Origin of the sequence: Pseudomonas sp. MYb118 (genome assembly GCF_040947875.1) — a bacterium.
Classification (GTDB): Bacteria; Pseudomonadota; Gammaproteobacteria; order Pseudomonadales; family Pseudomonadaceae; genus Aquipseudomonas.
In genome coordinates this window covers 2567121-2589443 of sequence record NZ_JBFRXN010000002.1, presented here as the reverse complement: position 1 = coordinate 2589443, position 22323 = coordinate 2567121, and the positions used below count along the sequence as shown (strand labels likewise).

Sequence of the window (22323 nt, the reverse complement as noted above, 5' to 3'; positions counted from 1 at the left end):
AACCCGCAGGGTCTGAAAGCGGCAAACGCCCGGCCTGACAAAAGCCAGACCGGGCGTTGCGTTTAGAGTCCCGACACCAGGCCGCGCATCTGCATGCGGCGGCCTGACGTGGCTCCTGAAGTGCGCGAGTTAGAGGCTGCGAGCAACCTGAATCTTCTCGAAGACTTCGATCTTGTCACCGACTTTGACGTCGTTGTAGCTCTTCACGCCGATACCGCATTCCATGCCGGCACGTACTTCGGAAGCGTCATCCTTGAAGCGGCGCAGGGATTCCAGCTCGCCTTCGAAGATAACGATGTCTTCACGCAGTACACGGATCGGACGGTTACGGTGAACGGTCCCTTCGATCACCATGCAACCGGCGATCGCGCCAAACTTCGGCGAACGGAACACGTCACGCACTTCGGCCACGCCCAGGATGTTCTCGCGAACGTCGCTGCCGAGCATACCGGTCAGGGCTTTCTTGACGTCTTCGATGATGTCGTAGATCACGTTGTAGTAACGCATATCCAGACCTTCCTGCTCGACGATCTTGCGCGCGCCGGCATCGGCACGCACGTTGAAGCCGAACAGTACAGCGTTGGAGGCCAGTGCCAGGTTGGCGTCGGACTCGGTGATACCACCGACACCGCCACCGACTACGCGCACTTGCACTTCGTCGTTGCCCAGGCCGTTCAGAGCGCCTTGCAGAGCTTCCAACGAACCACGGACGTCGGATTTGAGGACGATGTTGAGCGTCTTCTTCTCTTCCTGGCCCATGCTTTCGAAGATGTTTTCCAGCTTGCCGGCGTGAGCGCGAGCCAGTTTGACTTCGCGGAACTTGCCTTGACGGAACAGAGCCACTTCACGGGCTTTCTTCTCGTCGGCCACCACGCTCATCTCGTCGCCGGCGTCCGGCGTACCGTCCAGGCCGAGGATCTCGACAGGGATGGCTGGACCGGCTTCCTTGATTGGCTTGCCGTTCTCGTCGAGCATGGCACGCACGCGGCCATAGTTCGAACCGACCAGGACCATGTCGCCCTGACGCAGGGTACCGTCCTGAACCAGAACGGTCGCCACCGGGCCACGGCCCTTGTCCAGGCGCGATTCAACCACGACACCACGACCAGGGGCCGATGGGGTTGCGGTCAGTTCGAGAACTTCGGCCTGCAGCAATACGGCTTCGAGCAGTTCGTCGACACCGGTACCCATTTTCGCGGAAACCGGTACGAAAGGCGTGTCACCACCCCAGTCTTCCGACGTCACGCCGTGTACCGACAGTTCGCTGCGGATGCGATCGAGATCAGCACCCGGCTTGTCGATCTTGTTCACCGCCACGACCAGCGGAACACCGGCGGCCTGGGCGTGTTGAACGGCTTCAACGGTCTGTGGCATCACGCCGTCGTCCGCTGCAACCACCAGGATCACGATGTCGGTGGCCTTGGCACCACGGGCACGCATGGCGGTAAACGCGGCGTGACCAGGGGTGTCGAGGAACGTCACCATGCCACGGTCGGTTTCAACGTGGTAAGCACCGATGTGCTGGGTGATACCACCGGCTTCGCCAGCAGCTACCTTGGCACGACGGATGTAGTCGAGCAGGGATGTCTTACCGTGGTCAACGTGGCCCATTACGGTCACGACCGGCGCACGGGCAACCGCCTCGCCTTCGAACTTCAGGGACTCGGCCAGGGAATCTTCCAGGGCGGTGTCGCTGATCAGGGTCACTTTGTGGCCCAGTTCTTCGGCAACCAGCTGGGCAGTTTCCTGGTCCAGTACCTGGTTGATGGTCGCTGGAGTACCCAGCTTGAACATGAACTTGATGATTTCAGCAGCCTTGACCGACATCTGCTGGGCCAGATCGCCCACAGTGATGGTCTCGCCGATCTTCACTTCGCGCACGACAGGGCCGGTCGGGCTCTGGAAACCGTGGGCGTTGCGCTTCTTCAGCTTGGCCTTGCCGCGACCACCACGACGGAAGCCATCGCTTTCTTCGTCGGTAGTACGTGGGGCAGAACGTGGAGCAGGCGCTTTTTCCTTGACCGAAGCACGATGCGGAGCGTTTTTGCGCTCGCCATCGCCACCACCGCCGCGACGATTGTTATCGTCGGCACGTGGTTTGTCCGGACGACGCTGTTCGTCACGCTTGCGCGCATCGGCCGCAGGTGCCGGCGCCGCCGCTGCAACCGGCGCGCTTTCACGCACAGGCTCGACGACCGGGGCAGGTGCTGCCACAGGCTCAGGCGCAGCAACAGGTGCTTCAACCGGAGCAGGCTGGCGACGCGCTTCTTCTTCGGCGCGGCGCTTGGCTTCTTCTTCAGCCTTCTGACGGGCAGCATTTTCTACTGCACGGCGCTCGTCCAGCTCACGCTTGCGCTCGGCTTCGATTTCTTCCGGGCTGCGCTGTACGAATACTTTCTTCTTGCGAACTTCGACACTGATGCTTTTGCTGCCAGCAACACGCAGGGTGCTGGTGGTTTTACGCTGCAGTGTGATCTTGCGTGGTTCTTCCACTTTCGCCTTGTGGCTGCTTTTCAAGTGAGTCAGCAGGGACTGCTTCTCACTGTCAGTCACATGTTCTTCGGCGGCGGTGTGCGGCAGACCTGCCTCACGCATCTGCTGCAACAGGCGCTCTACCGGTGTTTTGACCTCATCGGCCAGTTGTTTCACCGTGACTTGCGTCATGCACTTCTCTCCTCAGGCCGCGCCTAATTACTCGAACCAGTGGGCTCGGGCGGCCATGATCAACTTGCCGGCACGATCATCGTCGATGCCGTCGATGTCGAGCAGGTCGTCAATAGACTGCTCGGCCAGGTCTTCGCGGGTAATGACGCCGCGCACCGCCAGTTCCATCGCCAAATCCTTGTCCATACCCTCAAGCGAGAGCAGGTCTTCGGCCGGATGGGCGTCTGCCAGCTTTTCCTCAGTAGCGATGGCTTTGGTCAACAAACGATCCTTGGCACGAGCGCGAAGCTCGTTGACGATCTCTTCGTCAAAGCCGTCGATGTTGAGCATTTCTTCCAACGGTACGTAGGCAATTTCTTCCAGGCTGGTGAAGCCTTCGTCTACCAGCACCTGTGCCAGCTCTTCGTCGACTTCCAGCTCGTCGATGAAGTTGCGCAGGATGTCGCCGGTTTCCGCTTGTTGCTTGGCCTGGATGTCCGATTCGGTCATCACGTTCAGGGTCCAGCCAGTCAACTGGCTCGCCAGACGCACGTTCTGACCGCCACGACCGATGGCCTGAGCCAGGTTGTCGGCGCCAACGGCGATGTCCATGGCGTGGGCATCTTCGTCAACGATGATTGCCGCGACCTCAGCCGGGGACATGGCGTTGATCACGAACTGAGCCGGGTTATCGTCCCACAGGACGATGTCCACACGCTCACCGCCCAACTCACCCGATACCGCCTGGACGCGCGAACCGCGCATACCGATGCAGGCACCTTGTGGGTCGATGCGCTTGTCCTTGGAGCGAACGGCGATCTTGGCGCGCGAACCCGGATCACGGGACGCAGCCATCACTTCGATCAGCCCTTCAGCGATTTCCGGCACTTCGATACGGAACAGCTCGATCAGCATTTCCGGTGCGGTACGCGACAGGATCAGCTGCGGGCCGCGGTTCTCGGTACGGATTTCCTTGAGCAGTGCACGCAAACGCACGCCAACCCGGAAGGTTTCGCGAGAGATGATGTCTTCACGGGCCAGCAACGCTTCAGCGTTGTTGCCCAGGTCGACGATCACGTTGTCGCGGGTCACTTTCTTCACGGTGCCGGAGATGATTTCCCCCAGGCGCTCGCGATAGGCATCAACGACTTGAGCACGCTCGGCTTCGCGAACCTTCTGCACGATGACCTGCTTGGCGGTCTGTGCGGCGATGCGGCCGAACTCGATGGATTCGATCTTTTCTTCGACGACATCACCGACCTTGGCACCCGGATGCGTTTGCGCAACCTTGCTTGGCCAGGTTTCGATCGCCGGATCGTCCAGATCGTCTTCCTCGACGACTGTCCAGCGACGGAATGTCTCGTAAGCACCGGTGTGGCGATTGATTTCCACACGCAGATCAACTTCGTCTTCGAAACGCTTTTTGGTAGCGGTGGCCAAAGCCAGCTCCAGCGCTTCAAAAATCACATTTGGCGGTACGCCTTTTTCATTGGATACCGACTCAACAACCAGCAGTACTTCTTTGCTCATCGTACGCCTCGCCTTTCGCAAGCCATTGGATCCGCGGGATCCGCGTCTCAGTCAAAACTGGGAATAATGTTGGCCTTGTCGATCATATCGATCGGCAACAGGAACTCGTGGTCTTCTACCTGCACCACTACGTCCTGCTCTTCTACACCGCGCAGAAGGCCCTGAAAGTTGCGTCGACCTTCGAAAGGCGAGCGCAGCTTGATCTTCACTTGTTCACCGGCATGCGAGGCAAACTGTTCCAAGGTGAACAGCGGGCGATCCATGCCAGGCGAGGACACCTCAAGGGTGTATTCAGAACTGATCGGGTCTTCGACATCGAGTACCGCACTGGCCTGGTGACTGACTGCGGTGCAGTCGTCAATCAGGATGCCGCCCTCTTTGTCGATATAGATTCGCAGGACCGAATGTTTGCCTTGAGAGATGAATTCGATCCCCCAGCATTGATAGCCAAGAGCCTCGACTACCGGGGCCAACAAGGCCTGCAGCTGTTCTAGCTTGCTCGACACCTGAACCCCCTCGTGCATGCTTTGGAAATAAAAAATGGGCAAAAAGCCCACATGAGATCGCCATTGAACATCGGCGTCATAAAGTATTCAGCTAACAAAAAGCCCCTGAATAGGGGCTCCTGAAACTGGTTGCGGGGGCCGGATTTGAACCGACGACCTTCGGGTTATGAGCCCGACGAGCTACCAGACTGCTCCACCCCGCGACAAAGCTGGGGCGGAAGTATACGACCGATCCCCTACAGGGTCAATGTAACCTTCCACCTGCAAGAAAGCCCGCAACAGCGGGCTCTCCTGACTAATTGGTACCGAGAAGGGGACTCGAACCCCTACACCCTATGGGCACAACCACCTCAAGGTTGCGTGTCTACCAATTCCACCACCTCGGCAAAACTACGTTTGAAACTCTTCTTACTTCTGCTCTTGAGCTGGAGGTACGTCAGTCGCTGGAGTAGCCGACTTTTGCTCTTGAAGCACCGGGACATCATCAGAAGCCGGTTGTTGCTTTGGAACTTCCAACACTGCCGGGTTTGGCAAACCTACTTGAGTCAGCTGGTGAGCTTTCTCTTTAGCAAAGTAACCTAACCCCAAGCTGGTTATGAAGAAACCGGCGGCAAGTATAGCAGTAAACTTACTAAGAAAGGTAGAGGAACCTTGGCTTCCGAACACAGTATTTGAAGCACCTGCTCCGAAAGACGCGCCAGCGTCCGCACCTTTACCCTGCTGCAGCAATACCAGAGCGACTACGCCCAATGCACCCAGCAGATGAAAAACGACTACGACTGTTTCCAGCATTTTTTCAGTTTCCCGCGGCGCGACAAATCGCACCGAACTCATCTGCATTCAGGGAAGCTCCACCAATGAGCCCCCCATTGATATCCGGCATGCCGAACAGTTCGACCGCATTGGCCGCCTTCACGCTGCCGCCGTATAGAAGCCGCACACCTTGCGCGACTTCAGAATCTTTTGCCGCCAACTGCGCGCGAATGGCTGCATGCACATCCTGCGCTTGTTGCGGCGAAGCCGTCAGCCCGGTACCAATGGCCCAGACCGGCTCATAAGCAATCACTGCCCTTGCAAAGGCACCGACACCCAACTCGTCGATGATGCTGCTCAGCTGCTGCGAGACAACTTCAAGAGTTTTCCCCGCTTCGCGCTGCTCAAGGGTTTCCCCTACACACAACACCGGAATCAAGCCACTTGCCTGTGCCGCTGCAAACTTGCGGACCAGTACTGCGTCCTGCTCGCCGATGATCTGGCGACGCTCAGAGTGCCCGACAAGCACCAAGGAGCAACCTGCATCCACCAACTGACTCGGCGAAACCTCACCCGTCAATGCACCTTGCCCGGCTTCCATCGCAGCATCCTGCGCGCCGACCGAAATCGAGCGACCTTCCAAGCCATCAATCACTTGAGTGATATGCAGGCAAGGCGGGAATACCGCGACATCAACACCGCTCGGCAAGGCCAGATGACTCAGGCCTTTGATCAGCTCAGCGACGCTGGCGCGGGTACCGTGCATCTTCCAGTTACCAGCTACCATAGGGCGACGCATGCTGTACCTCGTCGGTCAAAGTGGGCGCAGATGTTACCCAACACAATCATGGCTGGCAAGCCGAATTCAGGCAGAAACTTCAGCAACCAGTTTTGCCAGCTCTTCGGCGTAGCCACGAACCTGGGTTTCGTCCTCGCCTTCGACCATCACACGCACCAACGGCTCGGTACCGGACTTGCGCAACAGCACACGCCCACGACCAGCCATGGCCTGGGTAACACGCTCGCTGGCCTCCTTGACCGACGGATGCTCAAGCGGACTGGTACCCCCGCCGAAACGCACGTTGATCAACACCTGAGGGCATTTGCGCAGCGCCTGCCGAGCCTGCCCCAGGGTTTCGGAACGGGTCTTCAGCGCCATCAGCACCTGCAACGCCGCGATGATCGCATCACCCGTGGTAGTGTGATTGAAGCAAACGATGTGGCCCGAGTTCTCGCCACCGACCAACCAGTTACGCTCCAGCAGGTCCGCGATCACGTAGCGGTCGCCGACATTGGCGCGCACAAACGGAATCGACAGGTCCTTGAGGGCCAGCTCCAGCCCCAGGTTGCTCATCAGGGTCCCGACCACGCCGCCTTTCAACATCTTACGCTCGTGCAGGTCACGGGCGATGATGAACAGCAATTCGTCACCATCGACGACAGCACCAGTGTGATCGACCATCAGCACCCGATCACCGTCACCATCGAACGCGATGCCCAGGTCGGCATGTTCGGCCAGCACGGCAGCCTGCAACTGCCCCATGTGGGTCGAACCGCAGTTGTCATTGATGTTCAGGCCGTTGGGCTGCGCGCTGAGCACGACGACATCGGCACCCAGTTCACGGAACACACTCGGCGCCACCTTGTAGGTCGCACCATGGGCGCAGTCGATCACGACCTTCAGGCCGGCGAAGCTGGTGCCGGTCGGTACGCTGCTTTTGCAGAATTCGATGTAACGCCCCGAGGCGTCATTGATTCGCGACACCTTGCCGATCTTGCTCGACTCCACCACCGTCATCGGGGTATCGAGCAGCTCTTCGATCATGTGTTCGACTTCATCCGGGAGCTTGGTGCCCTTGCCGGAGAAAAACTTGATGCCGTTGTCATCGTGAGGGTTGTGCGAGGCACTGATGACGATGCCGGCTTCGGCGTGGAACGTGCGCGTCAGGTAGGCAATGGCCGGTGTCGGCATCGGGCCCAGGAGCATCACGTCGGCACCGGCCGATGTCAGCCCGGCTTCGAGCGCCGATTCGAACATGTAGCCGGAAATGCGCGTGTCCTTGCCCACCAATACCTTGCAGGCGCCCATCTTGCGGAAGGCCATGCCTGCGGCCCAGCCAAGCTTGAGCATGAATTCAGGAGTAATCGGATATTCGCCGACCCGACCACGAATGCCGTCGGTGCCAAAGTATTTCTTAGTCATAAGTGCTCCATCATTCTTATTCGGCTGATTCCACTGCAGCGATCATTCGCACCACATCGACGGTTTCGGCCACATCATGGACGCGCAATATACGCGCACCTTTGACGGATGCCAGCGCCGCGAGGGCCAGGCCACCCGACAGTCGCTCATCAACCGGACGATTCAGGGCCTGACCAATCATGCTCTTGCGCGAAACCCCGACCAACAGGGGGCGTCCGAGCGCATGCAGGGCTTCCATGTGTTTAAACAAGCTTAGATTGTGCGCCAGGTTCTTGGCGAAACCAAAACCCGGATCGAGGATAATTCGCTCCGCCGGAATTCCGGCGGCCTCGCATTGTGCCATGCGCTCGGTGAGGAACCCGGCCACCTCTCGGGTGACGTCCTGATAATGCGGATTATCCTGCATATCGCCCGGCTCGCCGAGCATGTGCATCAGGCAGACCGGCAGACCGGTATCGGCGGCCGCATCCAGGGCGCCCTCACGGCGCAGCGAGCGAACATCATTGATCAGCCCCGCCCCGAGCCGCGCCGTTTCGCGCATGACCGCCGGCGTGGAGGTATCCACCGAGATGATCACGTCCAGCTCGCGACTGATGCGCTCGACGATGGGCGCCACGCGCTCCAATTCTTCGATCGGTGAAACCGACCTGGCGCCAGGCCGGGTCGATTCGCCGCCGACGTCGATCAGCGTGGCCCCCGCCAGCACCATCGCTTCGGCGTGGCGCAAGGCCGCGTCAAGCTGGCTGAAACGGCCGCCATCGGAGAAGGAATCAGGAGTGACATTGAGAATGCCCATGACATGCGTATGGGCCAAATCAAGAACCCGGTTGCCGCAAGGCAACCGGGTCGAGGACTGAACAGAAGTCATTTCAAACCTTAGACGTCAGCCGCCGGACCGCCGATCGGGGTTTCCGGACGCGGATCCTGCACCGCCGGAGGTGTTCCGGAAGTACCGGTACCGCCCGACCAGTCGCGAGGCTCACGAGGAGTACGCCCCGCCATGATGTCGTCGATCTGCTCGGCATCAATCGTTTCGTACTTCATCAAGGCATCGGCCATGGCGTCGAGCTTGTCACGGTTGTCCGTGAGGATCTGCTTGGCCGTGCCGTAGCACTGGTCAATGATGCTGCGCACTTCGGAGTCGATCAGCTTGGCCGTCTCACCGGAGAAGCTGGCGTTCTGACCGCCACCACCGCGACCGAGGAACACTTCGCCCTCTTCTTCGGCGTACATCAGCGGACCGAGTTTTTCCGACAGACCCCACTTGGTCACCATGTTCCGTGCAATCTGGCTGGCACGCATGATGTCGTTGGAGGCACCAGTGGTGACGCCATCGAAGCCCAGGGTCATCTCTTCAGCGATACGACCGCCGTACAGCGAGCAGATCTGGCTGATCAACGCACGCTTGGACAGGCTGTAGCGATCTTCTTCCGGCAGGAACATGGTCACACCCAGCGCACGACCGCGCGGAATGATCGACACCTTGTAGACCGGATCATGCTCAGGCACCACGCGACCGACGATGGCATGACCTGCCTCGTGGTAAGCGGTGTTCTGTTTCTCTTTTTCCGACATGACCATGGATTTGCGCTCGGCGCCCATCATGATCTTGTCCTTGGCCAGCTCGAATTCCTTCATTTCGACGATGCGCTTGCCAACACGGGCGGCAAACAGCGACGCTTCGTTCACCAGGTTGGCCAGGTCCGCACCGGAGAACCCAGGGGTACCACGGGCGATTACCGCTGGAGCGACGTCGTCACCCATTGGCACCTTGCGCATGTGCACCTTGAGGATCTGCTCGCGACCACGGATGTCCGGCAGACCGACCACGACCTGACGGTCGAAACGACCCGGACGCAGCAGCGCAGGGTCCAGTACGTCCGGACGGTTGGTTGCGGCGATGACGATGATGCCGTCATTCATTTCGAAGCCGTCCATCTCGACCAGCAACTGGTTGAGGGTCTGCTCGCGTTCGTCGTGACCACCGCCCATGCCGGCGCCACGGTGGCGACCGACGGCGTCGATTTCGTCGATGAAGATGATGCACGGCGCGTGTTTCTTGGCCTGCTCGAACATGTCACGAACACGGCTGGCACCGACACCCACGAACATTTCAACGAAGTCGGAACCGGAAATGGTGAAGAACGGCACCTTGGCTTCGCCGGCAATCGCCTTGGCCAGCAAGGTTTTACCGGTACCCGGTGGGCCGACCATCAGCACGCCGCGAGGAATACGACCGCCCAGGCGCTGGAACTTGCCCGGGTCACGCAGGAATTCCACCAGCTCGCCGACTTCTTCCTTGGCTTCATCGCAACCGGCGACGTCAGCCAAGGTGGTTTTCACCTGGTCTTCGGACAGCAGGCGCGCCTTGCTCTTGCCGAAGCTCATCGGGCCGCCCTTGCCACCGGCACCGCCCTGCATCTGGCGCATGAAGAACATGAACACGGCGATGATCACCAGGATCGGGAAGCTCGCGACCAGCAACTGAGTCCAGATGCTCTGCTGTTCAGGCTGCTTGCCTTCGACCACGACGTGGTTGTCCACGAGGTCGCCGATCAGGCCGTTGTCCTGAATGGCCGGACGAATGGTCTTGAAGCTGTCGCCATCGTTGCGTTTGCCGGTGATCACGTAGCCATCAACCGCGACGCGCTCGACCTTGCCATCCTTGACCTGCTGGATGAAGTCGGAATAGTTGAGGGTCTGCGGCTCGTTAGGACTGGAGAAGTTGTTCATCACCGTCACCAGGACAGCCGCGATGATCAACCACAGGATCAGATTCTTCGCCATATCGTTCAATTAACTACCCTCTGAAGCAAGCTCCGCTACTGGCGCGCGCTTCGCATGATATTCACCGGCCTAACTTACTACATTACGTACGGCTTGGCAGGCGCCGTCTGTAACCCTTTGTGAAACACTTTCTACACAATATTCGCTAATGCCTGCGGGGCGAAATACGAAAAACCTATCGACCCGACCAAAAACCTTACTTTACTCGTTTCCGCCACGATAGCCCCAGGCCAGCATGTACTGCTCGCGGGAACTGCCGCGGGAAGAGTCCGGCTTGATCATCTGGATCTTGTCGAACTTCTTGCGAGCGTCCTTGAGGTAAACATCGAACCCTTCGCCCTGGAAAATCTTGATCACGAAATTGCCACCGGGCTTGAGGATCCGGTCTGCCAGATCAAGCGCCAGCTCGCAAAGGAACATGGCTTTGGGCATGTCTACTTCAGGCGTACCACTCATATTGGGGGCCATATCGGAAATCACAAGGTCTACCTGCGAATTACCTACCGCTTCAAGGATGCGGGCGAGCACCGAGTCCTCGGTGAAGTCCCCCTGGATGAAGGTGACGTCGGGAATACCGTCCATTTCCAGGATGTCCGAGGCGATCAGGCGCCCCTGACCACCGATCAGCCGGCTGGTGACCTGCGACCAGCCACCCGGTGCGGCGCCGAGGTCGACCACGCTCATTCCTGGACGGATCAGTTTGTACTTCTCCTGGATTTCCAGAAGCTTGTAACTCGCACGCGAGCGGTAGCCATCCTTCTGCGCCTGCTTCACGTAGGGATCGTTGACATGTCGTTTCAGCCAACCAAGGCTTGTCTTGGAACGCGCCACTGGGCACCTCGATGATTAGGGTCGTGATTAATTGGGCGGATCAACGAGCCCTCGGGTAAAATGGCCGCCATTTTACAGAATCCAGACGTAAGGGTCAGATTATGCCGCTCACTCCAGAGCTGAAGAAACAGTACAAATCCATTGGCCACCATCTGAAACCAGTTCTGATTGTGGCAGACAACGGTCTGACTGAAGGTGTGTTAGCCGAACTTGAACGCGCCCTGGCGGATCACGAGCTGATCAAGATCAAGCTCAACATCCTCGACCGCGAATCGCGCCTGGAGGCCATTGCAGAGCTGTGCAAGGTCGGCAAGGCGGATCTGGTCCAGGTCATCGGCAAGATGGCACTGATTTACCGCAAGAACTTCAGCGTCAACAAGCAGCTGTCGAACGTCCATCGCTTCAAGTGATGGCAAGGGTCAAGGGTGTGCTTCGCGCACCCTGCCACTCCATCCCGGCACCGGCTGCAACACCAGCAGCAGCCCGGAGAAGCCCAGGATCAGATAACTGAATACCTGCCAACGCACGGCATCCGGCCAGCCGAGCAGCACCGCAAAAAACATTGCACTGGCGTAAAGCGCCATCAGCAGCAACTGCCCACGCAAATCACGCCACAGACTGGCAAGGCCTTCAGCCTGGACCAGCACCATCGCCTGAAAAATCGCACACGCTGCGGCGAAAGCCACCATCAGCGCATTGAGCATGCCTGCAATTTCGTCGATCAGCAGCGGTGCCAGGCCGATTCGACCCAGCACCAGCGGCAGACCAAGATGAGACAGCCACAGGCCACCGACCCACAACATCTGGGTCAGCTGCCAAAGCATGGCGCCCGCGCGAAACGGGCGCCCGCCTTCAGATGTGGCGAACTTCGACAATCTCGTACTCGATGACGCCGCTTGGCGTCTTGACCGCCACCACATCACCCTCTTCCTTGGCAATCAAGGCGCGGGCAATGGGCGAGCCGACGGAAATCTTGCCGAGCTTGATGTCCGCTTCGTCCTCACCCACGATCTGGTAAGTCACGCTTTCATCGGTCTCGACGTTGGCGATTTCGACGGTCGTGCCGAAAATCACCTTTCCGGTGTGAGGAATGGTCGTGACGTCGATGACCACAGAGTTCTGCATGCGGCCTTCGATGTCACGGATCCGCGCCTCGACCATGCCCTGCTCTTCGCGCGCGGCATGGTATTCGGCGTTTTCCTTGAGGTCACCCAGCTCGCGAGCCTCACCAATGGCCTGGCTCAAGCGCGGACGCTCGACCTTGCTCAGGTGGTTCAGCTCTTCTTCCAGGGCGCGAGCGCCCTGAACGGTCATCGGGTATTTCGTTATGCTCATGCCTTCAACCCTGCGTGTAGATCCTGCAAGCGGCGTACGGTCTTCTCGGGACCGAACTTCAGCGCTTCACAGATGGCCTCGCCCGCAGCAATGGTGGTGGTGCAGTAGATCTTGTGCTGCAAGGCATTACGACGAATGGAGTACGAGTCGGCGATCGACTGGCGACCTTCGGTGGTGTTGATGATCAGCGTGACTTCGTCATTCTTGATCATGTCGACCACGTGCGGACGACCCTCGGTCACCTTGTTCACGCGACGCACTTTCAGGCCTGCCGCTTCGATCAGCTTGGCAGTACCGGCAGTGGCGACCACTTCGAAGCCCAACTTGATCAGATCACGGGCAACACCCGCAACCAGTGGCTTGTCGTCGTCACGCACGCTGATGAAAGCGGTACCGCCGGTCGGCAGCACTTCGCTGGCACCCATCTGGGCCTTGGCGAAGGCTTCGCCGAAGGTGTCACCGACACCCATGACTTCACCGGTGGACTTCATCTCTGGGCCGAGGATCGGGTCTACGCCAGGGAATTTGGCGAATGGGAACACCGCCTCTTTCACGCTGTAGAAGTTCGGGATGATTTCCTTGGTGAAGCCCAGTTCTTTCAGGGTTTTACCGGCCATCACACGTGCCGCGATCATCGCCAGGGAAACACCAATGCACTTGGACACGAACGGTACGGTACGCGAAGCGCGCGGGTTGACTTCGATGACGTAGATGTCTTCGCCTTGCAGCGCCAACTGCACGTTCATCAGGCCGACCACGCCCAGCTCCAGGGCCATTTTCTTGACCTGTTCGCGCATCTCGTCCTGGATGTGCGCCGGCAGCGAGTAAGGCGGCAGCGAGCACGCGGAGTCACCGGAGTGCACGCCCGCCTGTTCGATGTGCTGCATGATCGCGCCGATCACCACGTCCTTGCCGTCGCTGACCGCATCCACGTCCATCTCGATGGCGCAGTTGAGGAAGTGGTCCAGCAGCACCGGGCTGTCGTTGGACACTTGCACGGCTTCGCGCAGGTAACGCTTGAGTTCTTCTTCCTTGTAGACGATTTCCATCGCCCGGCCGCCCAGTACGTAGGACGGACGCACCACCAACGGGTAACCGATCTTCGCGGCGGCACGCACGGCCTCGTCTTCGCTGCGCACGGTGGCGTTTGGCGGCTGACGCAGGTTCAGGCGCTCGACCATCTGCTGGAAGCGCTCACGGTCTTCGGCACGGTCGATGGCGTCAGGGCTGGTGCCGATGATCGGCACGCCGGCCGCTTCCAGGGCACGGGCCAGTTTCAGCGGGGTCTGGCCGCCGTACTGGACGATCACGCCTTTTGGCTTCTCGACGCGGACGATTTCCAGCACGTCTTCCAGGGTCACTGGCTCGAAGTACAGGCGATCGGAGGTGTCGTAGTCGGTGGACACGGTTTCCGGGTTGCAGTTGACCATGATGGTCTCGTAGCCGTCATCGCGCAGCGCCAGTGCCGCGTGTACGCAGCAGTAGTCGAACTCGATACCCTGGCCGATACGGTTCGGACCGCCGCCGAGGATGATGATCTTGTCGCGATTGGACGGCGCCGCTTCGCACTCTTCCTCGTAGGTGGAGTACAGGTAGGCGGTGTCGGTGGCGAACTCGGCCGCGCAGGTGTCGACGCGCTTGTAGACCGGGAACACTTCCAGTTTCTGGCGGTGAGTGCGCAGATTCTTCTCGGTGACACCCAGCAGCTTGGCCAGGCGCTGGTCGGAGAAACCCTTGCGCTTGAGGCGGAACATCAGATCGCGGTCGATAGCGGACAGACCGAGGGTCTTGACCTTCTCTTCTTCCTTGATCAGGTCTTCGATCTGCACCAGGAACCATGGGTCGATCATGTTCATGCCGAAGATGTCTTCGACGCTCAGGCCGGCACGGAAGGCGTCAGCCACGTACCAGATACGCTCGGCGCCCGGCACGGTCAGCTCGCGCTTGAGGATGCTCATGCTGTCCGGGTTGCTCAGGTCGAGCTTCTCGTCCAGACCGCAAACGCCCACTTCCAGGCCACGCAGGGCTTTCTGCAGGGATTCCTGGAAGGTCCGGCCGATGGCCATGACTTCACCCACCGACTTCATCTGGGTGGTCAGGCGTGCGTCAGCCTTGGCGAACTTCTCGAAGGCGAAGCGTGGCAGCTTGGTGACGACGTAGTCGATGGACGGCTCGAAGGACGCCGGGGTCTTGCCGCCGGTGATGTCGTTCGACAGCTCGTCGAGGGTGTAGCCCACGGCCAGCTTGGCCGCAACCTTGGCGATCGGGAAACCGGTGGCTTTCGAAGCCAGGGCCGAGGAACGCGATACCCGCGGGTTCATCTCGATCACGACCATGCGGCCGGTGTTCGGGCAGATGCCGAACTGAACGTTGGAACCGCCGGTTTCGACGCCGATCTCGCGCAGTACCGCCAGGGAGGCGTTACGCAGGATCTGGTATTCCTTGTCGGTCAGGGTCTGTGCCGGCGCCACGGTGATCGAGTCACCGGTGTGCACGCCCATCGGGTCGAAGTTTTCAATGGAGCAGACGATGATGCAGTTGTCCTTCTTGTCGCGGACAACTTCCATTTCATACTCTTTCCAGCCGATCAGCGATTCGTCGATCAGCAGTTCCTTGGTCGGCGACAGGTCCAGGCCACGGGCGCAGATTTCTTCGAATTCTTCACGGTTGTAAGCGATACCGCCACCGGTGCCGCCCATGGTGAAGGACGGACGGATGATGCACGGGAAGCCGAGCTTCTCGAGGACCGCATTGGCCTCTTCCATGCTGTGGGCGATACCGGAACGCGGGCACGCCAGGCCGATGTCTTTCATCGCCTTGTCGAAGCGCGAACGGTCTTCGGCCTTGTCGATGGTGTCGGCGTTGGCACCGATCATCTCGACGCCGAATTTCTCCAGGACGCCTTCGCGCTCCAGGTCCAGGGCGCAGTTCAGTGCGGTCTGGCCACCCATGGTCGGCAGCAGTGCGTCCGGGCGCTCCTTCTCGATGATCTTGGCAACGGTCTGCCACTTGATCGGCTCGATGTAGGTGGCGTCGGCCATGGCCGGGTCGGTCATGATGGTGGCCGGGTTGGAGTTCACCAGGATGACGCGGTAACCCTCTTCGCGCAGGGCCTTGCAGGCCTGGGCGCCGGAGTAGTCGAATTCGCAGGCCTGGCCGATCACGATCGGGCCAGCGCCGAGAATCAGGATGCTTTTAATGTCTGTACGTTTTGGCATGGGTTGTCACTCAAATCCGCAGGTCAGTCGGCAAGCCGTCTTGTTCAATCTGTGAAGCCTGGGGGGCCACCGCTGTCGGGACCGCCCTCAGGCTTTGCTGCATCGAGGCCAGCGATCAGCGTCGCTTGGCCATCTCGGTGATGAAGCGATCGAACAGTGGCGCTACGTCGTTCGGGCCAGGGCTGGCTTCCGGGTGACCCTGGAAGCTGAAGGCGCTCTTGTCGGTACGCTCGATCCCTTGCAGGGTGCCATCGAACAGCGATTTGTGGATCGCGCGGACGTTGGCGGGCAGGGTTTCTTCGTCTACGGCAAAACCGTGGTTCTGGCTGGTGATCATCACGACGCCAGTGTCCAGGTCCTGCACCGGGTGGTTGGCACCGTGGTGGCCATGGCCCATTTTCAGGGTCTTGGCGCCGGAGGCCAGGGCCAGCAGTTGGTGACCCAGGCAGATGCCGAATACCGGGATTTCGGTTTCCAGCACGTCCTTGATCGCCTGGATCGCGTAGTCGCAAGGCTCCGGGTCACCAGGGCCGTTGGACAGGAACACGCCGTCCGGGTTGAGTGCCAGCACGTCGGCAGCCGGGGTCTGTGCAGGCACCACGGTCACGCGGCAACCGCGCTCGACCAGCATGCGCAGGATGTTGACCTTGACGCCGTAGTCGTAGGCGACGACGTGGTACGGCAGCTCGGACGCTTCGAGGGTCGCGTGGCTGTCGGTTTTCAGGTCCCAGACCGTCGAGCGCCACTCGTAGCTTTCCTTGGTGCTGACGACCTTGGCCAGGTCCATGCCTTTCAGGCCAGGGAAACCCTGGGCAGCGGCGATGGCGGCTTCTTCGGAAATGTTGTCACCGGCCATGATGCAGCCGTTCTGTGCGCCTTTTTCACGCAGGATGCGGGTCAGGCGGCGGGTGTCGATACCGGCGATGGCGACAACGTTGTTGGCCTTCAGGTAATCGGACAGGGACATCGTGTTACGCCAGTTGCTCGCAACCAGCGGCAGGTCACGGATGACCAGGCCAGCGGACCATACGCGGTTCGACTCGGCGTCTTCCGGCGTGGTGCCGGTGTTGCCGATGTGCGGGTAAGTCAGGGTAACGATCTGTTGGGCGTAGGAAGGATCGGTAAGGATTTCCTGATAGCCGGTCATTGCGGTGTTGAACACCACCTCTCCAACGGTTTGACCGTCGGCTCCAATGGCTTCGCCGCGAAAAATGCTGCCATCAGCAAGGGCGAGTATGGCTGGCTTAGTCAAGAAGACCTCCCGTAAATAAAGCCTGAAAGGGCGATCGCAGGTTGTAAAAAAGCGGAGTGACGTATGGACACGTCACCCCGCTTCTTCACTGAATAATTTTCTGCGCGCTTTTAGTGGACACACTAAAGCTGTAGCTTACAGAAAAAGGCGTTTTGGGTCTACCGCCAATGAGCCCTAAAGGCTGGAGAATGCGACAGGACGTCGCTTGGCGTAACAAAACCGGGACCCAACGCTGAGCCAGGGCCCGGTTTCGGCGTGCATCTTAACGCAGCTCGAGCACGTCCTGCATGTCGTAGAGGCCCGGCTCGCGAGCATCCAGCCACAACGCGGCACGTACAGCGCCCTTGGCGAACGTCATACGGCTCGATGCCTTGTGGGTGATTTCCAGGCGCTCGCCTTCACAGGCGAACAGCACGGTGTGATCGCCCACCACGTCACCACCGCGCACGGTGGCAAAGCCGATGGTCTCGCGCTCGCGTGCGCCGGTGTGACCTTCACGCCCGTACACCGCCACCTGCTGCAGGTCGCGATCCAGCGCACTGGCGATCACCTCGCCCATGCGCAGCGCGGTGCCCGAAGGCGCGTCGATCTTGTGCCGGTGATGCGCTTCGATAATCTCGATGTCGGCATCGTCACCCAGCACCCGCGCCGCCATATCGAGCAGCTTGAGCGACAGGTTCACACCGACACTGAAGTTGGCCGCGAAGACGATCGGAATGTCCTTGCCCGCCTCGACCAGCAACTGCTTCTGCGCAGCGTCCAGCCCGGTGGTGCCGATGACCATGGCCTTGCCCGCCTTGCGGCAGAACGCCAGGTTTTTCAGCATGACTTCCGGCAGCGTGAAGTCGATCAACACATCGAATTCATCGGCCACCGATTCCAGGTTGCCGGACAACGGCACACCGATACGCCCCAACGAAGCCAGCTCGCCAGCATCCACGCCGATCAGCGTACTGCCGGGGCGCACGATGGCGGCCGTCAGCCCGGTCAGCGGTGCGCGTTGCTGTACCGCTTCGACAAGAATCTTGCCCATGCGGCCAGCGGCGCCCATGACAGCTATACGTCGCATGCTCACTCCTTACAGGTCGCCGAAGAAGCGCTTCACGCCTTCGAACCAGCCGGTGGTCTTGGGCGAATGGCTGTTGTCGTCCGCCAGGGAGCTGCGGAACTCTTCGAGCAATTCACGCTGGCGACGCCCCAGGTTGACCGGAGTTTCGACCGCCACGCGGCACATCAGGTCGCCCGCACCGCCGCCACGCACCGGCGCAACGCCTTTGCCGCGGACACGGAACTGCTTGCCGGTCTGGGTGCCTTCCGGGATCTTCAGCTTGACCCGACCATCAAGGGTCGGAATCTCCAGCTCGCCACCCAGCGCCGCGTCGACGAAGCTGATCGGCACTTCACAGAACAGGTGCTTGCCGTCGCGCTGGAAGATCGCGTGCTCGCGCACGTTGATCACCACGTACAGGTCGCCGGTCGGACCACCCTGCGCGCCCGCCTCACCTTCACCGGACAGACGAATGCGGTCACCGGTGTCGACACCGGCCGGCACTTTCACGGAAAGGGTCTTGTACTCTTCGACGCGGCCGTCACCGTTGCAGGAGGTGCACGGGTCGGAAATGATCTTGCCCTGGCCATGGCAGCGCGGGCAGGTCTGCTGCACCGAGAAGAACCCTTGCTGCATGCGCACCTGGCCGATACCGCCACAGGTCGGGCAAGTGACTGGCGAGGAGCCTTTCTTGGCACCCGAGCCGTCGCACGGCTTGCAGTTGACCAGTGTCGGAACGCGGATATTGACCGTCGTGCCGCGCACGGCTTCTTCCAGGTTCAGCTCCAGGGTGTAGCGCAGGTCGCTGCCACGCTGGGCGCCGCCACGGGAACCGCCGCGACCACCACCGAAGAAGTCGCTGAAGACATCACCGAAGATGTCGGAGAAGTTCTGGCCGCCAAACCCGGCACCGCCGCCACCCATGCTCGGGTCGACACCGGCATGACCGTATTGGTCATACGCCGCGCGCTTGCTGGAATCGGACAGCACTTCGTAGGCCTCGTTGGCCTCCTTGAACAGCTCTTCCGACGCTTTGTCATCGGGATTACGGTCCGGGTGGTGCTTCATCGCCAGGCGACGGTAGGCCTTTTTCAGGTCCGCTTCGCTCGAGCCGCGCTCGACACCCAATACTTCGTAATAGTCACGCTTTGCCATAAGTCTTCTGCACTCTTGAGGACGTTCGGCAAACCTCTCCTGAGCTTCGCCAAACTCGTTGAGCCCCAATACAGGCCCGGACCCAACTCACGTCAATTCAACGATCCTGGTCTTTGATTCATTGCAGTATCTGCGGCGCGAAAAGCAGGAGCATTCCCGGCCATACCGCCAGCACCCGAACCGGCACGAAGCCTTGTCGCATGCTGTAAAAATTCGTGTACTCCAGACACGCCAACGCGGGAGGCAGGCTCCCGCGCGGCGACATCCTACCAGTCACTGCCCGAAGGCAGTCAACCGGACGACCAACAACTTACTTGTTGTCTTTGACTTCTTCGAACTCGGCGTCGACCACGTCGTCAGCCTTCTCAGCCGATTCGCCCTGCGGTGCAGCGCCTTCAGCAGGTTGAGCCTGCTCGGCATACATCTTCTGCGCCACTGGAGCGGAGACTTTCGACAGCTCTTCGACCTTGGCTTCGATGGCGGCCTTGTCGTCGCCTTTGACGGCGGCTTCCAGGGCAACCACTGCCGCTTCGATGGCAGTCTTCTCTTCAGCGCTCACCTTGTCGCCAGCATCAGCGACCATTTTGCGCGTCGAGTGAACCAGTGCATCACCCTGGTTACGGGCAGCGGCCAGCTCTTCGAACTTGCGGTCTTCCTCGGCATTCGCCTCGGCGTCACGCACCATACGCTCGATCTCTTCGTCGGACAGGCCGGAGTTGGCCTTGATCACGATCGACTGAGTCTTGCCAGTGGCCTTGTCCTTGGCACCTACGTGCAGGATGCCGTTGGCGTCGATGTCGAAGGTCACTTCGATTTGTGGCACGCCACGTGGTGCTGGTGGAATCTCGGCCAGGTCGAACTTGCCCAGGGACTTGTTCTGGGCCGCTTGCTTACGCTCACCTTGCAGCACGTGAATGGTCACGGCGCCCTGGTTGTCGTCGGCAGTCGAGAACACTTGCGATTTCTTGGTAGGAATCGTGGTGTTTTTCTCGATCAGCGCGGTCATCACGCCACCCATGGTTTCGATACCCAGGGTCAGCGGGCTGACGTCGAGCAGCAGAACGTCTTTAACGTCACCGGCCAGAACGGCACCCTGGATGGCAGCACCCATGGCAACGGCTTCGTCCGGGTTCACGTCTTTACGAGCTTCTTTACCGAAGAACTCGGTCACCAGTTTTTGAACCAGTGGCATACGGGTCTGGCCGCCGACCAGGATCACGTCGTTGATCGAACCAACGTCGATGCCCGAGTCTTTCAGCGCGATACGGCAAGGCTCGATGGTGCGTTGAACCAGGTCTTCGACCAGCGATTCCAGCTTGGCACGCGAGATCTTCACGTTCAGGTGCTTAGGACCGGTGGCGTCTGCAGTGATGTACGGCAGGTTGACGTCGGTCGACTGAGCGGAAGACAGCTCGATCTTGGCTTTTTCAGCGGCTTCTTTCAGGCGCTGCATGGCCAGCGGATCACCCTTGAGGTTCATGCCGCTTTCTTTCTTGAACTCGTCGACGAGGTAGTCGATCAGACGAATGTCGAAGTCTTCACCACCCAGGAAGGTGTCACCGTTGGTGGCCAACACTTCGAACTGGTGCTCGCCGTCAACTTCAGCGATCTCGATCACGGAAACGTCGAAGGTACCGCCACCCAGGTCGTAAACGATCACGGTGTGATCACCCTTGGCCTTGTCCATACCGTAGGCCAGAGCGGCTGCGGTTGGTTCGTTGATGATACGTTTGACGTCCAGACCGGCGATGCGACCGGCATCTTTGGTCGCCTGACGCTGGCTGTCGTTGAAGTAGGCCGGAACGGTGATCACCGCTTCGGTCACAGGCTCGCCGAGGTAGTCTTCGGCGGTCTTCTTCATTTTCTTGAGGATTTCAGCCGAGATTTGTGGCGGAGCCATTTTCTGGCTGTTCACTTCAACCCAGGCGTCGTTGTTGTCAGCCTTGACGATCTTGTAAGGGACCATCTGGATGTCTTTCTGGACCACTTCTTCTTCGAAGCGACGGCCGATCAGACGCTTCACCGCGTACAGGGTGTTGTGCGGGTTGGTCACTGCCTGACGCTTGGCCGACTGGCCAACCAGGATTTCGCCATCGTTGGCGTAAGCGATGATCGAAGGCGTGGTACGCGCGCCTTCGGCGTTCTCGATGACTTTGGCCTTGCCGTTTTCCAGCACGGAGACGCAGGAGTTGGTAGTCCCCAGGTCGATACCGATAATTTTGCCCATGTTCACTCTCCCGAAACTTTGGATTTGGTTGCCGCAGCAGTGGTGGCTAACTGCGGTAGCACTTAAACGCTTGACTTATAGATGGGGGCCTTGCGGCGAATTTCAAGCCTGCTCGTTAATAGAAGGTTGAGCAGGTGAAACAGGCTTGCTGACCACGACCATGGCCGGGCGCAGCAGGCGACCACTGAGCTGATAACCCTTCTGGAACACCTTCAGAACGCTGTTCGGCTCGACGTCGGCGCTCTCTTGCATGGCCATTGCCTGGTGAAGAGCGGCATTGAACGGTTCGCCATGCGGGTCGATCGCTTCCAGGTTGTAACGCTTGAGGGTGTCCTGGAACATTTTCAGGGTCAGCTCGATGCCTTCGCGCATCGGACGGATGCTTTCGTCGTCCGGGCTGGACAGCTCCAGGCCGCGCTCCAGGCTGTCGATGATCGGCAGCAGGTCGCCGGCGAATTTTTCCAGGGCGAATTTGTGCGCCTTCTCGATGTCCTGCTCGGCACGACGGCGGACGTTCTGCAGATCGGCGGCTACGCGCAAAGCACCATCCTGCGCGGCAGCCAGTTGCTCTTCGAGCACTTGTACACGAGTCGCCAGGTCTTCACCCGAAGCCTCGGGCGCCTGGTTGACGTCTGGGTTTTGCGTATCCACTGTCTGTTCGTCAGCCATAGAATTCTCCTTTCAATATCGTCCGCGAGCTGTACTCGCGCTTCTGACCCGGTATATGGGGCCGTAAAAACAGGCTTCAAGGGCCTTTGCGCATTAACCCTACAAAAAACCCCTGCATTGTCATTCCCTGGCGCGCTAACGCTTTCGTCGGACCAACCAAATCGAG

Annotated in this window: 18 protein-coding genes and 2 tRNA genes; 1 reads left to right on the top strand and 19 read right to left on the bottom strand. The window is 59.7% G+C overall.

The features are described 5' to 3' along the window. Window positions 1-129: 129 nt before the first annotated feature. The 11 genes from infB to rlmE form a co-directional block, all read right to left on the bottom strand. Window positions 130-2664: a translation initiation factor IF-2 gene (gene infB, locus ABVN20_RS17620; RefSeq protein WP_368556980.1), complete on the bottom strand. Its 2535-nt coding sequence runs from the start codon at window positions 2662-2664 to the stop codon at window positions 130-132. 27 nt (window positions 2665-2691) lie between these two features. Beyond that, a complete protein-coding gene (nusA, locus tag ABVN20_RS17615) occupies window positions 2692-4173 on the bottom strand; it encodes a transcription termination factor NusA (RefSeq protein ID WP_192309536.1) in 1482 nt (493 codons plus the stop codon). A gap of 47 nt (window positions 4174-4220) precedes the next feature. Continuing rightward, window positions 4221-4679 (bottom strand): ribosome maturation factor RimP, encoded by a 459-nt coding sequence (gene rimP, locus ABVN20_RS17610; protein WP_368557722.1) that lies wholly within the window; start codon window positions 4677-4679, stop codon window positions 4221-4223. A 126-nt stretch (window positions 4680-4805) separates the two neighbouring features. Next, a tRNA-Met gene (locus ABVN20_RS17605) sits at window positions 4806-4882 on the bottom strand. Window positions 4883-4979: 97 nt separating this feature from the next. After that, window positions 4980-5065 (bottom strand) — tRNA-Leu (locus tag ABVN20_RS17600). 22 nt (window positions 5066-5087) lie between these two features. Next, window positions 5088-5471: a preprotein translocase subunit SecG gene (secG, locus tag ABVN20_RS17595; protein WP_017336473.1), complete on the bottom strand. Its 384-nt coding sequence runs from the start codon at window positions 5469-5471 to the stop codon at window positions 5088-5090. Window positions 5472-5475: 4 nt separating this feature from the next. Continuing rightward, complete coding sequence (gene tpiA / locus ABVN20_RS17590; protein WP_368556979.1) at window positions 5476-6231, bottom strand: triose-phosphate isomerase; 756 nt, start codon at window positions 6229-6231, stop codon at window positions 5476-5478. 66 nt (window positions 6232-6297) lie between these two features. After that, on the bottom strand, window positions 6298-7635 hold the full coding sequence (gene glmM, locus ABVN20_RS17585; RefSeq protein ID WP_368556978.1) for a phosphoglucosamine mutase: 1338 nt from the start codon (window positions 7633-7635) through the stop codon (window positions 6298-6300). A 16-nt stretch (window positions 7636-7651) separates the two neighbouring features. Then, entirely contained in the window at window positions 7652-8503 is an 852-nt protein-coding gene (gene folP, locus ABVN20_RS17580) for a dihydropteroate synthase (protein ID WP_368556977.1), read from the bottom strand. An 8-nt stretch (window positions 8504-8511) separates the two neighbouring features. Beyond that, complete coding sequence (gene ftsH / locus ABVN20_RS17575) at window positions 8512-10422, bottom strand: ATP-dependent zinc metalloprotease FtsH (protein WP_368556976.1); 1911 nt, start codon at window positions 10420-10422, stop codon at window positions 8512-8514. Between the two features lie 201 nt (window positions 10423-10623). Next, window positions 10624-11253 (bottom strand): 23S rRNA (uridine(2552)-2'-O)-methyltransferase RlmE, encoded by a 630-nt coding sequence (rlmE, locus tag ABVN20_RS17570; RefSeq protein ID WP_368556975.1) that lies wholly within the window; start codon window positions 11251-11253, stop codon window positions 10624-10626. Between the two features lie 101 nt (window positions 11254-11354). Here rlmE and ABVN20_RS17565 point away from each other — a divergent pair, with 101 nt between their 5' ends. Then, window positions 11355-11663, top strand: a complete 309-nt coding sequence (locus ABVN20_RS17565; RefSeq protein WP_368556974.1) for a YhbY family RNA-binding protein — start codon at window positions 11355-11357, stop codon at window positions 11661-11663. Window positions 11664-11672: 9 nt separating this feature from the next. Here ABVN20_RS17565 and ABVN20_RS17560 read toward each other — a convergent pair whose 3' ends face one another. The 8 genes from ABVN20_RS17560 to grpE all read right to left on the bottom strand — a co-directional run bounded on the left by ABVN20_RS17560 (window position 11673) and on the right by grpE (window position 22157). Continuing rightward, on the bottom strand, window positions 11673-12077 hold the full coding sequence (locus ABVN20_RS17560) for an MFS transporter (protein ID WP_368556973.1): 405 nt from the start codon (window positions 12075-12077) through the stop codon (window positions 11673-11675). A gap of 28 nt (window positions 12078-12105) precedes the next feature. Next, complete coding sequence (gene greA / locus ABVN20_RS17555; protein ID WP_368557721.1) at window positions 12106-12582, bottom strand: transcription elongation factor GreA; 477 nt, start codon at window positions 12580-12582, stop codon at window positions 12106-12108. Window positions 12583-12584: 2 nt separating this feature from the next. Further along, complete coding sequence (gene carB, locus ABVN20_RS17550; RefSeq protein WP_368556972.1) at window positions 12585-15806, bottom strand: carbamoyl-phosphate synthase large subunit; 3222 nt, start codon at window positions 15804-15806, stop codon at window positions 12585-12587. 115 nt (window positions 15807-15921) lie between these two features. Then, entirely contained in the window at window positions 15922-17058 is a 1137-nt protein-coding gene (gene carA / locus ABVN20_RS17545) for a glutamine-hydrolyzing carbamoyl-phosphate synthase small subunit (protein ID WP_368556971.1), read from the bottom strand. A 262-nt stretch (window positions 17059-17320) separates the two neighbouring features. Next, complete coding sequence (gene dapB / locus ABVN20_RS17540; RefSeq protein ID WP_368556970.1) at window positions 17321-18127, bottom strand: 4-hydroxy-tetrahydrodipicolinate reductase; 807 nt, start codon at window positions 18125-18127, stop codon at window positions 17321-17323. Between the two features lie 9 nt (window positions 18128-18136). After that, window positions 18137-19261 (bottom strand): molecular chaperone DnaJ, encoded by a 1125-nt coding sequence (dnaJ, locus tag ABVN20_RS17535; protein ID WP_368556969.1) that lies wholly within the window; start codon window positions 19259-19261, stop codon window positions 18137-18139. 310 nt (window positions 19262-19571) lie between these two features. After that, window positions 19572-21488, bottom strand: coding sequence for a molecular chaperone DnaK (gene dnaK, locus ABVN20_RS17530; protein ID WP_368556968.1), 1917 nt, complete (start codon window positions 21486-21488; stop codon window positions 19572-19574). Window positions 21489-21590: 102 nt separating this feature from the next. Continuing rightward, complete coding sequence (gene grpE / locus ABVN20_RS17525; RefSeq protein WP_368556967.1) at window positions 21591-22157, bottom strand: nucleotide exchange factor GrpE; 567 nt, start codon at window positions 22155-22157, stop codon at window positions 21591-21593. Window positions 22158-22323: the final 166 nt, after the last annotated feature.

Excerpts from the sequence above, each read along its gene's own strand:
- infB (WP_368556980.1), bottom strand. The coding sequence starts at position 2,664 with ATGACGCAAGTCACGGTGAAACAACTGGCCGATGAGGTCAAAACACCG.
- nusA (WP_192309536.1), bottom strand. The coding sequence starts at position 4,173 with ATGAGCAAAGAAGTACTGCTGGTTGTTGAGTCGGTATCCAATGAAAAA.
- secG (WP_017336473.1), bottom strand. The coding sequence starts at position 5,471 with ATGCTGGAAACAGTCGTAGTCGTTTTTCATCTGCTGGGTGCATTGGGC.
- tpiA (WP_368556979.1), bottom strand. The coding sequence starts at position 6,231 with ATGCGTCGCCCTATGGTAGCTGGTAACTGGAAGATGCACGGTACCCGC.
- glmM (WP_368556978.1), bottom strand. The coding sequence starts at position 7,635 with ATGACTAAGAAATACTTTGGCACCGACGGCATTCGTGGTCGGGTCGGC.
- folP (WP_368556977.1), bottom strand. The coding sequence starts at position 8,503 with ATGACTTCTGTTCAGTCCTCGACCCGGTTGCCTTGCGGCAACCGGGTT.
- ftsH (WP_368556976.1), bottom strand. The coding sequence starts at position 10,422 with ATGGCGAAGAATCTGATCCTGTGGTTGATCATCGCGGCTGTCCTGGTG.
- ABVN20_RS17565 (WP_368556974.1), top strand. The coding sequence starts at position 11,355 with ATGCCGCTCACTCCAGAGCTGAAGAAACAGTACAAATCCATTGGCCAC.
- ABVN20_RS17560 (WP_368556973.1), bottom strand. The coding sequence starts at position 12,077 with ATGCTTTGGCAGCTGACCCAGATGTTGTGGGTCGGTGGCCTGTGGCTG.
- carB (WP_368556972.1), bottom strand. The coding sequence starts at position 15,806 with ATGCCAAAACGTACAGACATTAAAAGCATCCTGATTCTCGGCGCTGGC.
- dapB (WP_368556970.1), bottom strand. The coding sequence starts at position 18,127 with ATGCGACGTATAGCTGTCATGGGCGCCGCTGGCCGCATGGGCAAGATT.
- dnaJ (WP_368556969.1), bottom strand. The coding sequence starts at position 19,261 with ATGGCAAAGCGTGACTATTACGAAGTATTGGGTGTCGAGCGCGGCTCG.
- dnaK (WP_368556968.1), bottom strand. The coding sequence starts at position 21,488 with ATGGGCAAAATTATCGGTATCGACCTGGGGACTACCAACTCCTGCGTC.
- grpE (WP_368556967.1), bottom strand. The coding sequence starts at position 22,157 with ATGGCTGACGAACAGACAGTGGATACGCAAAACCCAGACGTCAACCAG.